This window comes from Streptomyces gobitricini, from assembly GCF_039532985.1.
Lineage (GTDB): Bacteria > Actinomycetota > Actinomycetes > Streptomycetales > Streptomycetaceae > Streptomyces > Streptomyces gobitricini.
Map to the genome: position 1 here is coordinate 171,187 of NZ_BAAASR010000003.1, position 11,912 is coordinate 183,098.

Consider the following 11,912-nt stretch of genomic DNA (forward strand, 5'->3'; position numbering starts at 1 on the left):
CGCGCACGAAGAACGCGGAAGGGGCACCGCTCGTCGAGCGGTGCCCCTTCGCGGTGGCGGTCAGAACTTGTTGCGCGGGGTGATCCCCAGCGACATGCCCGACAGGCCGCGCTGACGGCCGCCGAGCTTGCCCGCGATGCTGCGCAGCGCGGCGCCCGCCGGTGAGTCGGGGTCCGACAGGACGACCGGCCTGCCCTCGTCGCCGCCCTCGCGCAGCCGTACGTCGATCGGGATGGAGCCCAGCACCGGGACCGTGGCACCGGTGGTCCTCGTCAGGCCGTCGGCGACCCTCTGGCCACCGCCCGTGCCGAAGACGTCGACCATCTCGTCGCAGTGCGGGCACGGCAGGCCCGCCATGTTCTCGACGACGCCGACGATCTTCTGATGGGTCTGCACGGCGATGGAACCGGCCCGCTCGGCGACCTCGGCGGCCGCCTGCTGCGGGGTGGTGACGACCAGGATCTCGGCGTTCGGCACCAGCTGCGCCACGGAGATCGCGATGTCGCCGGTGCCCGGCGGCAGGTCCATCAGCAGGACGTCCAGGTCACCCCAGTACACGTCCGCGAGGAACTGCTGGAGCGCGCGGTGCAGCATCGGGCCGCGCCAGACCACCGGCGCGTTGCCGGGGGTGAACATGCCGATGGAGATGACCTTCACACCGTTCGCCGACGGCGGCATGATCATGTTCTCGACCTGGGTCGGACGGCCGTCCGCGCCCAGCATGCGCGGCACGCTGTGACCGTAGATGTCGGCGTCCACGACACCGACCTTCAGCCCGTCGGCGGCCATCGCCGCCGCCAGGTTCACGGTCACGGACGACTTGCCGACGCCCCCCTTGCCGGAGGCCACCGCGTACACCCGGGTCAGGGAGCCGGGCTTGGCGAAGGGCACCTCCCGCTCGGCGGTGGTGCCGCGCAGCGCGGCGGCCAGCTCCTTGCGCTGCTCGTCGCTCATCACGTCGAGCGTCACGTCGACGCCGGTGACGCCCTCCACGCCGGAGACCGCCTCGGTGACGCGCGTGATGATCGTCTCGCGCATGGGGCAGCCGGAGACCGTGAGGTAGACGGTGACGGCGACCGCCCCGTCCGCACCGATCTCCACCGACTTGACCATGCCGAGCTCTGTGATCGGTCGGTTGATCTCGGGGTCGTTCACCGTCGCCAGTGCTTCGCGCACCGCGTCTTCCGTAACCATACGGAGATGGTACGGCGCCGGACCCTGCCCCCGGAAAGGCCTGTCAGCGGTCGGGTTCGTCACTCCGGCCCGGACCGCCGGACGGGAATAGATCCCGGCGCTCGTCCAGCTCCCTCACCAGGTCCTCCAGCTCGGAACGGATCCAGTCGCGGGTGGCGACCTCGCCGAGGCCCATCCGCAGGGCCGCGATCTCCCTGGTCAGGTACTCCGTGTCGGCGATCGACCGCTCGTTCTGCTTGCGGTCCTGCTCCAGGTTGACCCGGTCCCGGTCGGCCTGCCGGTTCTGGGCGAGCAGGATCAGCGGAGCCGCGTAGGACGCCTGGAGCGACAGGGCGAGGGTCAGGAAGATGAACGGGTACTCGTCCCAGCGGAGGTGGCCGGGCGCCGAGATGTTCCACAGCACCCAGACGACGACGATCACCGTCATCCAGACCAGGAACCGCCCGGTGCCGATGAAACGGGCGACCCGCTCCGAGAGCCGCCCGAACGCCTCCGGGTCGTACGCCGGCAGCAGCTTGGGCCGCCGGATACCCGGCTGGTCGAGCCGGATGCGCGGCGAGGGCGGCTCGCCGGGACGCTCATGCGTCATGCGCGGCCTCGCTCTCGTCCCCCGGCTCGAACTCCGTCTCGCGCCAGTCGTCGGGCAGCAGGTGGTCGAGGACGTCGTCGACGGTGACCGCGCCGAGCAGCGAGCCGCTCTCGTCCACGACCGGGGCGGCGACCAGGTTGTACGCGGCGAGGTAGCTGGTCACGGAGGGCAGCGGCGTGTCCGGGGAGAGCGGCGCCAGATCGGTGTCCGCGATCGCCGAGACCAGGGTGAACGGCGGGTCGCGCAGCAGCCGCTGGAAATGCACCGTCCCCAGGTACTTCCCGGTCGGCGTCTCGTCGGGTGCCCGGCACACGTACACCTGGGCCGCGAGGGCGGGGGAGAGGTCCTGCTGGCGTACGCGCGCCAGCGCGTCGGCGACCGTCGCGTCCGGGCGCAGCACGATCGGCTCGGTGGTCATCAGACCGCCCGCCGTACGCTCCTCGTACGACATCAGACGGCGTACGTCGGCGGCGTCGTCCGGCCGCATCAGCGTCAGCAGCCGCTCCTTGTCCTCCTCGGGCAGCTCGGACAGCAGGTCGGCGGCGTCGTCCGGGTCCATGGCCTCCAGGACGTCGGCGGCCCGCTCCTCCTTGAGCTTGCCGAGGATCTCGACCTGGTCGTCCTCGGGCAGCTCCTCCAGGACGTCGGCGAGCCGGTCGTCGTCGAGGGCGGCGGCGACCTCGGCGCGGCGCTTGGGGGAGAGGTGGTGCAGGACGTTGGCGAGGTCGGCCGGGCGCATCCGCTCGAACGTGGCGACCAGGCTCTCGGCGCCCTGCCCGTGCTCCTCCAGCGAGAAGCCGGTGACGGCCGACCACTCGACGGTGAGCGTCTCGCCCTTGCGGCGCAGTGCCCCGCCGCCGCCCCGGCGGACGAAAACCTTGTCGATCTCCCAGTCGCGGCGGGCCGGGAGCTGCTGGATGGCCACGTCGAGGACCGTCACCTCCGAGCCGTCCTCGACCAGCCGGACGCGGCGGTCGAGCAGCTCGCCCAGGACCAGGCGCTCGGTGGGGCGCTGCTCGAAGCGGCGCACGTTGAGCACGCCGGTGGTGATGACCTGGCCGGACTCCACACCGGTGACCCGGGTCATGGGCAGGAAGATCCGGCGGCGCCCGATCACCTCCACGACGAGGCCGAGCAGGCGGGGCGGGCGGCGGCCGACGCGCAGCATCGCGACGAGGTCGCGCACCCGGCCGACCGGGTCGCCGTTCGGGTCGAAGACCGGGACGCCGGCGAGGTGCGAGACGAAGATGCGGGAAGCACCTGCCGCCATGCCGTACACCTCCTCGTCTGCCCGGATTTCCGCCTTTGCGCCGGTTCAGGCTAGCCCGTCCTGGTGCGGCTCGCCCAGGCAGGGCGTCCGTACGGCTCTCTGCCGACCGTCGTATACGGCACGGGTACGCTGCGGTCTGCCAACCCCCCACGGTTTGATGAGAGGCAGTGCGCTGGTGACCTTTCTCGCCCCGGCTTCGCGCGCCCGCCGGGCCGCTCTCCCCGTCGCGTTGTGCGCCGGTCTGACCGCGGTACTCACCGCCTGCGGAGAGGAACCGCCCCCCGATCCGGACGCCGGTACGAACGGGGTGGGCAAGCTCTCGGCCACCGCGATCGAGTCGAAGGCGCGGGCGGCGGCGGGCGGTGCCCAGGCGGTACGCCTGTCGGGGACGCTGGTCAGCAAGGGCGGTACGTACGAGCTGAACATGCGGCTGAACCGGACCGGCGCGGCCGGATCGGTGGTCACCAGGACGTCCACCTTCGAGCTGCTGAGGGTCGGGGACGCGCTGTACCTCAAGGCGGACGCGGACTTCTGGGCGAGCGGGACGAGCGGGGAGGGCGAGGAGCGGGACGACTCCGGTACGGGGGCGGCGGACAAGCTCGACGACATGTACGTGAAGGTGCCCGAGGACGACCCCTCGTACAAGCAGCTGCGCGGCTTCACGGAGATGAACGTCCTGCTCGACGGCTTGCTGGAACTCCACGGCGGCATCGTCAAGGGCGACCGTTCCAAGGTCGGCGGCATCCGCACGATCAAGGTGGCGGGTGGGCCCAAGGGTGAGGGCGGCACCCTCGACGTCTCGCTGGAGGGCACGCCCTATCCCCTCCGGTTCGCCCGTGGCGGCGGCGCGGGCGTGGTCGTCCTCTCGGACTGGAACAAGGCCTTCCCGCTGACGGCCCCGTCCAAGGACGAAACCCTCGACTACGGCCGCCAGCTCCCGCGTACCAGCGACTGACCCCCCCGCCGACGGCCGAGCGGGCGTACGTGCCCGGGGCCGGCCCTCCCGCCCCCGGGCCGGCCGCCCGGGTGCCCGGCCCTGCCGCCGCGAGGCCCGCGCGGGGGCACGTCCGGTGCGGTCCCCGGGCATGCCCGCCTCGGGTGGCGCGGCGGTACGGGGCGGCACGGCAGCGCGGCGGTACGGCAGCGGTGACACGGCGGCACGGCAGCGCGGTGATACGGCGGTACGGCGGCACCTGGCCGGTCCGGGACGCCATGGCGCGGCCGACGGGACGCCGTGCGGTACGGGCGGGGCGGACGCGGCGGTGGGCGCAGGCGGCGCGGGGCGCGCGTTCCACGGGGCGGGGCGCCGCCGCGCCCCGGGGCCCGCGCGGCTAGCGCTTGCGCTTCCCGCGCCTCAGCAGGAGGCGGGGGAGCGCCGCCGGGACCGGGTGGCGGGTGGTGGCCGGCGTCGGCAGCGGCGGCGCCGCCAGGGAGCCGTCCGGGAGGGCGGTCGTCGCGCCCCGCGGGGTGAGCCGCAGCACCCGGCACTCGCGCGCCCAGCGCTCGGTCATCGTCTCCGCGTCCGGGGCGTTCAGCCGCTTGCCCTTCAGCTCCGCGACCGCCGCCTCCCACGGCTCCGAGCCGGCGGCCAGCTCCGTCACGGTGGCCGTCCAGGAGACCACACGGCCGCCCTTGTCCTTGCTGCGCACCGTGACCTCGGCGGTGGAGCCGTCCACCAGCCCCGGCAGCGGCTGCTCACCCGGGCCGTCGCCGACGACGTGCGCCGCGCCGTCGGTCCACACGTGCCACAGCGCGCGGGCCGGGCCCTCGCCCCGTACCCAGACGAGGCCGGACTTCTTGGTGGCCTCCTCGACGAGGGCCTGGTCGAGAGTCGCGTCAGTCATGACGGCAGCTTAGCCAGTCGGGTCACAGCCAGCCGTTGCGCTTCAGCGTGCGGTGGATGGCGAAGCAGATGCCGATGATCCCGCTCAGCACCATCGGGTAGCCGTACTTCCACTGCAGCTCCGGCATGTGCGCGAAGTTCATGCCGTACACCCCGCACACCGCGGTCGGCACGGCCACGATCGCCGCCCATGAGGTGATCTTGCGCATGTCCTCGTTCTGCGCGACCGTCGCCTGCGCCAGGTTCGCCTGGAGGATCGAGTTCAGCAGTTCGTCGAAGCCGATGACCTGCTCCTGGACCCGTGCCAGGTGGTCGGCGACGTCCCGGAAGTACTTCTGGATGTCGGGGTCCACCAGCCGCATGGGCCGCTCGCTCAGCAGCTGCATGGGTCGCAGCAGTGGCGACACGGCCCGCTTGAACTCCAGTACCTCGCGCTTGAGCTGGTAGATCCGCCCGGTGTCGGTGCCCCGCGTGGAGCCCTTCGCCGGCGGTGAGAAGACGTCGATCTCGATCTGGTCGATGTCGATCTGCACCGCGTCCGCCACGGCGATGTAGCCGTCCACCACATGGTCGGCGATCGCGTGCAGCACCGCCGAAGGCCCCTTCTCCAGCAGCTCCGGCTCCCCCTCCATCCGGTGCCGGAGGTTGCGCAGCGAGCCCTGCCCGCCGTGCCGGACCGTGATGACGAAGTCCCGGCCGGTGAAGCACATCACCTCACCGGTCTCGACGACCTCACTGGTGGCCGTGAGCTCCGCGTGGTCGACGTAGTGGATCGTCTTGAAGACGGTGAACAGCGTGTCGTCGTACCGCTCCAGCTTGGGCCGCTGGTGGGCGTGGACCGCGTCCTCCACGGCCAGCGGGTGGAGCCCGAACTCCGCCGCGATACCGGCGAATTCGGCCTCCGTCGGCTCGTGCAGGCCGATCCAGGCGAAGCCGCCTCCCTCGCGTACCTGCCGCATGGCCTCACGCGGGGTGAGGCACACGTCGCTGGTGTCGTCCTTCAGCCGGCGGCCGTCGCGGTAGACGGCGCAGTCGACGACCGCGGTGGACGTCGACGGGTCGCGGGTGGCGTCATAGGTGTTGTACGAGTTGTAGGGGGCACTGCTCTTGCGCAGGGACGGGCGGACCGCTGCGCGCAGGTCACGGATCATCGACATGGCTGGCTCCTTCACGGAGAGGCCGTCGCGGGGCGTGGCACAGCCCGGAATGGGGACGTGGCTTCCTTACGTCCGCAAAGCGGGCGGCACCGCGGGATCGCGGTGACGGCGTTCGCTACAGACAGGCAAAACGGTGTGCTCTTCCGTCGTGCGAATAGCCATGACCTCACTCCCACGCGCCATGAGGAGGACGAGCGCGAGCGGGCAGGTGAGATGCCTCTCAGGTCACAGAGAAAAGCCGCGGGCGGAAGGGCGGTTGGTACTGCACGGTCGACTTCGATCCACCGCAGCCCCACCTCCTCCGGCCGGTCCCCCGTAGGGGATGACGTGTTGTCGGGACTGGAAAGCGACGCTTGGCGTGCTGTCCCGACCAGCAGACGGCCAACACTATCAGCCGACTGAGGGTCAATCCCTTTCTTTGCCCGTTCCATACGCGCTCTATGCTCCCCGCATGGGAGAAGTTCTTGCTCTGGTCGAGGCCCGGCTGCGTACCGCCCTCGGTGAACCGGACGCGCGCGCCGCGGTGACCTTCCTGGGCACCGACCGCGTCGAGGTCCTCCGCTTCCCGGACGCCGCTCTCGGCCTGGTGAGGTACGCCACCCTCGGCATGTCCGCCCGGCCTATGACCGATCCGGCCGCCACCCTCGCCGACCCGGTCGAGGGCCCGCGCGCGGAGCTCCTCCTGACCGTACGGGCGGGGCTCGCCGACACCGACAAGGTGCTGCGCCCGCTGGCCGTGCTCGCCGCCTCGCCGCAGGTCGAGGGGGTGGTCGTGGCGCCGGGCGCGTCCCTGGACACCGGCGAACCCCTGTGGCCCGGCGCGCCGTTCACCTCCGTGCTGGTGGCGGAGCCGGGCGGCCTGGTCGAGGACCTGGACCTGGACGCGCCGATGGACCCGGTGCGGTTCCTGCCGCTGCTGCCGATGACGCCGAACGAGGCGGCGTGGAAGCGCGTACACGGCGCGCAGGCGCTGCGGGAGCGGTGGCTGGCGGCGGGTACGGACCTGCGGGATCCGCTGCGCGGGCCGGTGGGCCTCGGCTGACGGTGGCCGGCCGGCCGGCGAAGCGGGTCGCGGCGCGGCGCGCCCGCGGGTCGGGGCGGCCATGGATGCATGATGAATCCATGTGTCCGGGAGGGAACGGCACACCGGAGGGGTGATCGTCCTTGACGCGGCGACGGCCGGGGAGGACCGTTGAACCCTATGAGGGGCGAACCCAGTTGTCCGAAGTGTGGAGGCCGGGTCAGGGCGCCCGGTCTCTTCTCCGACTCCTGGCAGTGCGACGCGCACGGCGCCGTGCAGCCGCTGCAGCCCGTGATCCCGCCCAGCGTGGAGGCGCTCGGCGTCGTCACGCACCGGGCTCAGGTGCCCGTCTGGATGCCCTGGCCGCTGCCGGTCGGCTGGCTGTTCACCGGTGTCGCGTACGCGGGGGACGACCGCAGCGGCGGCCGGGCCACCGTCGTCGCCTGCTCGGGCCCGGCGCCGCTCGGCGGTGTGGGCGAGCTCCTGCTGGTCGCCGAGGAACCGGGCGTCGGCCTGGGCGCGCGGTACGCGGGGATCGACGGCCCCGACCCCGGCCCGCGCATGTGCACGGGCAACCGCCCGCAGTCCAAGGTCCTGGCCGCCGGCCGCCCCACCCCTCTCTGGCACGTCAGTGACGCACCCGAGGACCGCGCGGTCTTCGCGGGCGAGGCGTGCGGGCTCTGGCTGTGGGCCGTCGTCTGGCCCGAGAAGTCGGGACTGCTGATGTACGACGAGCTCGTCCTGACCGACCTGCGGGAGGCCGGCTCGGAGGTGGACCTGCTCCCGTGCGGCGCGCTGAGCCCCCGGCTGCTGGAGTGACGGGCGAGGGCCCGGGCGGAACGCCGGTATCCTTCTGAGCGTCCCCCGTCCGTCCCGAGCCCCGGAGTCACGCGTCGTGCGCATCGACCTGCACACCCACTCCACGGCTTCCGACGGTACGGACACCCCCGCCGAGCTCGTGCGCGCCGCCGCCGCGGCCGGGCTGGACGTCGTCGCGCTGACCGACCACGACACCACGCGCGGCCACGCCGAGGCGCTGACCGCGCTCGCTGACCTCGACCGGGGGCTCACCCTGGTCACGGGCGCCGAGCTCTCGTGCCGGATCGACGGCATCGGCATGCACATGCTCGCCTACCTCTTCGACCCGGACCAGCCCGAGCTGGCCCGGGAGCGCGAGCTGGTGCGCGACGACCGCGTCCCGCGCGCCCAGGGCATGGTCGCCAGGCTGCGGGAACTGGGCGTACCGGTCACCTGGGAGCGGGTCGCCGCCATCGCCGGTGACGGTTCCGTCGGCCGGCCGCACATCGCCGAGGCGCTCGTCGAGCTGGGCGTCGTGCCCACCGTCTCCGACGCCTTCACGCCCGAGTGGCTCGCCGACGGCGGCCGGGCCTACGTCGAGAAGCACGAGCTCGACCCGTTCACCGCCATCCGGCTCGTCAAGGCGGCCGGTGGCGTCACCGTCTTCGCGCACCCGGCCGCCGCCAAGCGCGGCCGCACGGTGCCCGAGTCCGTCATCGCCGAGCTGGCGGCGTACGGCCTCGACGGCATCGAGGTCGACCACATGGACCACGACGGGCCGGCGCGCTCCCGGCTGCGCGGCCTCGCCGCCGAACTGGGCCTGCTGACCACCGGCTCCAGCGACTACCACGGCACCCGCAAGACCTGCCGCCTCGGCGAGTACACCACCGACCCCGAGATCTACGGGGAGATCACGCGCCGCGCGACCGGCGCGTTCCCGGTGCCGGGCACCGGCGGACGGCGGGCGTAAGCCCCGCGCCCCGGCACTTTCTCTGTACGACCCTCTTCCCGCAAGGCCTCACTGTGTTCGACGTCGCCGTCTTCGGCTCCCTGTTCCTCACCCTCTTCGTCATCATGGATCCCCCCGGGATCACCCCGATCTTCCTGGCCCTGACCTCCGGCCGGGCCACCAAGGTTCAGCGCCGGATGGCCTGGCAGGCCGTCGCCGTCGCCTTCGGCGTGATCACCGTCTTCGGCATCCTGGGCCAGCAGATCCTGGCGTACCTGCACGTGTCCGTCCCCGCGCTGATGATCGCCGGTGGGCTGCTCCTGCTGCTCATCGCCCTCGACCTGCTGACCGGCAAGACGGACGAGCCCAAGCAGACCAAGGACGTCAACGTCGCCCTCGTACCGCTGGGCATGCCGCTGCTGGCCGGTCCCGGCGCGATCGTGTCGGTGATCCTCGCCGTGCAGCACGCCGAGGGTGTGAGCGGCCAGGTGTCCGTCTGGGCGGCGATCGTCGCCATGCACGTCGTGCTGTGGCTGACCATGCGCTACTCGCTGCTGATCATCCGGGTCATCAAGGACGGCGGCGTGGTGCTGGTCACCCGGCTCGCCGGGATGATGCTGTCGGCGATCGCCGTGCAGCAGATCATCAACGGTGTCACCCAGGTCGTCCAGGGGGCATGAGACAGCACTGCGCCCCCGTACGGATTCCGGCGCCCACGAAGGGGCCGGAGTCCGCGCGGGGGCGCGGTGGCGGAGCGTCGCGCCGGTTACGAGGCTGTGGTCGCGGCCGGGCGGATCCAGATGCGCTGGCCGATCGACGCGGCCTGCTGCACGATTCCGTTGACGGAGGCGGCGTCCACGACGGTGCTGTCCACGGCCGTGCCGTCGACGTCGTCGAGTCGCAGAATCTCGAAGCGCATGGGCTTCTCCCTTCGTCCTGAGTTGATCCTCCTGATGGAGAACTGTGTTCCTTACGGGTTCCAACGAGGTGTAGGGGGCAAACATTCCCTACGCTAAAGAAAATTTTCGATCGGCTAAGTACTTGCCGTACGGGTGGTGGCGGGCGTCCGCGCGGCGGCGGACAATGAGCCGCGTATGAACCACGACCCGGGCGCCCCCAGCCCCACCGATCTCGGCACCCGCCTGGAGCGCACCAATGAGCTCCTGCAGCGGATGCTGGCCGAGGTGGCCAAGACCCCCTCGACACACGCCATCTTCGTCGACGCCGGTTACGTCCATGCTGCGGCCGGGTTGCTGGTCGCGGGCACCGAGGACCGGCGCTCCTTCGACCTGGACGCGGAAGGGCTCATCGACGCCTTCATCGACAAGGCCCGCACGATCTTCGCGGACAGCCGTCTGCTGCGCGTGTACTGGTACGACGGCGCCCGGCGCCGTATCCACACCTCCGAACAGCAGGCGATCGCCGAACTGCCCGACGTCAAGGTCCGGCTCGGCAACCTCAACGCCAACAACCAGCAGAAGGGCGTCGACTCCCTCATCCGCTCCGACCTGGAGTCGCTGGCCCGCCACCGCGCCATCAGCGACGCCGCGCTGGTCGGCGGCGACGAGGACCTCGTCCCGGCGGTCGAGGCGGCCCAGGGGTACGGCGCCCGCGTCCACCTCTGGGGCATCGAGGCGGCCGAGGGCCGCAACCAGGCCGAGCCGCTGCTCTGGGAGGTCGACAGCACCCGCACCTTCGACCTCGACTTCTGCCGCCCGTACGTCACACGGCGGCCGGTGACGACGTTCGAGAGCGAGAGCGAGCCGCCGCCGTCACGCGACGAGGTGCGTCTCCTGGGCGCGCGGATCGCGGCGACCTGGCTGGGGGAGCGGGGCCCCGACTCGCTGGCCGAACTGCTGCCCGGCCACCCCTACCTGCCCGGTCCGGTGGACCAGGATCTGCTCGTGGAGGCGGAACGGCGCCTGAGCCGGTCCCTGCGCGGGCACGCCGTGCTGCGGCGGTCGCTGCGGGACGGCTTCTGGCAGCAGCTTCAGTCGCGGCTCTGACGGTCCCGGTGACGGTCCCAGAAGCCCGCCACCGCCATGGCGGTCTCCACCGGCCGGTCGGTGTTCGGTGAGTGCTCGGCGCCCTCGACACGTGTCCGGTGGGCGCCCAGCCGGCCCGCCATCGCGTCGAGGAGCGGCACCGGCCAGGTGTCGTCCCGGACGCCCGAGACGACGTGCACGGGCAGGGGCGGGCGTACGGCGGCGAGCTCGTCCACCCGGTCGGGCTCGACGGTCAGCCGGCGGCCGGTCGCCAGGAGCTGCGCCGGGTTGTGCAGCAGCCAGCGGTGGCGGAGGTCCTCGCGGTGGCTGCCCGCCTCGTCGGCGTCCTCCGGCGGGTCGAGGGCGCGCATGGCCTCCCACACCTGGCCCATGCTCATCACCGCGAGCGCGTCACTCAGCAGCTTGATCTTCTGCCGCTGGGCCGCTTCGACCTGTGCGGGACCGGACGACACCAGCGTGAGCGTGGCGAACGGCGCCGCGTCGAGCAGGACGGCCGCGCGGGCGATCTGACCGCCGAGGGAGTGCCCGAGGAGGTGGACCCCGCCTCCGCCGATGGCCGCCGCCTGGGCCAGCACGTCACACGCCAACTCCTCCTGCGCGTACGCTCGTTGGTCGACCGGTCCCGGCGTCTCGTACTGCCCGCGACCGTCCACGGCGACAGCGCGGTAGCCGGCGTCGGCGAGCGGCTGGAGCATGGCGATGAAGTCCTCCTTGGACCCGGTGTACCCGGGCAGCAGGAGTGCCGTCCCCTTCGGCTCCGTACCGTCGGCGGGTGCCGCGTCCAGCACGGCGAAGTCACCGCGTGACGTGCGGAGGGCGTAGGCACGGGCGCAGGGGGGCGGGGTGAAGGTGGGCGGGCGGCTCATGGGACGAGGCTAGCGGGGTCCGGGCGGGGGCGCGGACATGGTGACGGCCCCGCCCCGGGAGGGGGCGGGGCCGTCACTCGTGTGCCGGTCGGCCGTGCGTCAGCTGTCGGACGGGGCGGCGGCGACGGCCTTGGCCGCCCGGCGGCGGCGCGGCTTGGTCTCCGCGACCGGCTCGGTGGCGGGCTCAGTCACCGTGGTCGCCTCGGTGGTTTCCGGGGC

Annotated in this window: 13 protein-coding genes; 6 read left to right on the forward strand and 7 right to left on the reverse strand. The window is 72.4% G+C overall.

The genetic code is table 11. The features are described 5' to 3' along the window. Window positions 1-60: 60 nt before the first annotated feature. From ABD347_RS04810 to ABD347_RS04820, 3 genes are read right to left on the reverse strand one after another with little or no spacing between them, the layout of a single operon-like run. The gene (locus ABD347_RS04810) at window positions 61-1,194 is read right to left on the reverse strand and encodes an Mrp/NBP35 family ATP-binding protein (RefSeq protein ID WP_344356698.1); all 1,134 of its coding nucleotides are present in this window, start codon (window positions 1,192-1,194) and stop codon (window positions 61-63) included. Between the two features lie 43 nt (window positions 1,195-1,237). Next, window positions 1,238-1,783: a DUF1003 domain-containing protein gene (locus ABD347_RS04815; RefSeq protein WP_344356700.1), complete on the reverse strand. Its 546-nt coding sequence runs from the start codon at window positions 1,781-1,783 to the stop codon at window positions 1,238-1,240. Further along, complete coding sequence (locus ABD347_RS04820) at window positions 1,773-3,053, reverse strand: magnesium transporter MgtE N-terminal domain-containing protein (protein ID WP_344356702.1); 1,281 nt, start codon at window positions 3,051-3,053, stop codon at window positions 1,773-1,775. The genes ABD347_RS04815 and ABD347_RS04820 overlap by 11 nt, the downstream gene beginning before the upstream one ends. 175 nt (window positions 3,054-3,228) lie before the next feature. Here ABD347_RS04820 and ABD347_RS04825 point away from each other — a divergent pair, with 175 nt between their 5' ends. Next, a complete protein-coding gene (locus ABD347_RS04825) occupies window positions 3,229-4,008 on the forward strand; it encodes a hypothetical protein (RefSeq protein ID WP_344356705.1) in 780 nt (259 codons plus the stop codon). Between the two features lie 376 nt (window positions 4,009-4,384). On the opposite strand, the gene ABD347_RS04830 is transcribed toward ABD347_RS04825, so the two are convergent. Beyond that, a complete protein-coding gene (locus tag ABD347_RS04830) occupies window positions 4,385-4,897 on the reverse strand; it encodes a hypothetical protein (RefSeq protein WP_344356707.1) in 513 nt (170 codons plus the stop codon). Window positions 4,898-4,919: 22 nt separating this feature from the next. Then, window positions 4,920-6,053 (reverse strand): magnesium and cobalt transport protein CorA, encoded by a 1,134-nt coding sequence (locus ABD347_RS04835; RefSeq protein WP_344356710.1) that lies wholly within the window; start codon window positions 6,051-6,053, stop codon window positions 4,920-4,922. A gap of 451 nt (window positions 6,054-6,504) precedes the next feature. Here ABD347_RS04835 and ABD347_RS04840 point away from each other — a divergent pair, with 451 nt between their 5' ends. The 4 genes from ABD347_RS04840 (at window position 6,505) to ABD347_RS04855 (ending at window position 9,501) form a co-directional block, all read left to right on the forward strand. Beyond that, window positions 6,505-7,095 (forward strand): suppressor of fused domain protein, encoded by a 591-nt coding sequence (locus ABD347_RS04840; RefSeq protein ID WP_344356713.1) that lies wholly within the window; start codon window positions 6,505-6,507, stop codon window positions 7,093-7,095. A gap of 159 nt (window positions 7,096-7,254) precedes the next feature. Then, window positions 7,255-7,893, forward strand: a complete 639-nt coding sequence (locus ABD347_RS04845; RefSeq protein WP_344356716.1) for a DUF6758 family protein — start codon at window positions 7,255-7,257, stop codon at window positions 7,891-7,893. A 76-nt stretch (window positions 7,894-7,969) separates the two neighbouring features. After that, window positions 7,970-8,842 carry a PHP domain-containing protein gene (locus tag ABD347_RS04850; RefSeq protein WP_344356719.1) on the forward strand — a complete coding sequence of 291 codons (873 nt, stop codon included), beginning with the start codon at window positions 7,970-7,972 and terminating at the stop codon, window positions 8,840-8,842. A gap of 53 nt (window positions 8,843-8,895) precedes the next feature. Then, complete coding sequence (locus tag ABD347_RS04855) at window positions 8,896-9,501, forward strand: MarC family protein (protein ID WP_344356722.1); 606 nt, start codon at window positions 8,896-8,898, stop codon at window positions 9,499-9,501. Between the two features lie 86 nt (window positions 9,502-9,587). Here ABD347_RS04855 and ABD347_RS04860 read toward each other — a convergent pair whose 3' ends face one another. Continuing rightward, window positions 9,588-9,740 carry a hypothetical protein gene (locus tag ABD347_RS04860; protein WP_344356725.1) on the reverse strand — a complete coding sequence of 51 codons (153 nt, stop codon included), beginning with the start codon at window positions 9,738-9,740 and terminating at the stop codon, window positions 9,588-9,590. A 175-nt stretch (window positions 9,741-9,915) separates the two neighbouring features. Here ABD347_RS04860 and ABD347_RS04865 point away from each other — a divergent pair, with 175 nt between their 5' ends. Then, a complete protein-coding gene (locus ABD347_RS04865) occupies window positions 9,916-10,827 on the forward strand; it encodes an NYN domain-containing protein (protein ID WP_344356728.1) in 912 nt (303 codons plus the stop codon). Here ABD347_RS04865 and ABD347_RS04870 read toward each other — a convergent pair. Then, window positions 10,812-11,693: an alpha/beta fold hydrolase gene (locus ABD347_RS04870; protein ID WP_344356730.1), complete on the reverse strand. Its 882-nt coding sequence runs from the start codon at window positions 11,691-11,693 to the stop codon at window positions 10,812-10,814. The two genes, ABD347_RS04865 and ABD347_RS04870, sit on opposite strands and share 16 nt — an antisense overlap. Between the last annotated feature and the right edge of the window lie 219 nt (window positions 11,694-11,912).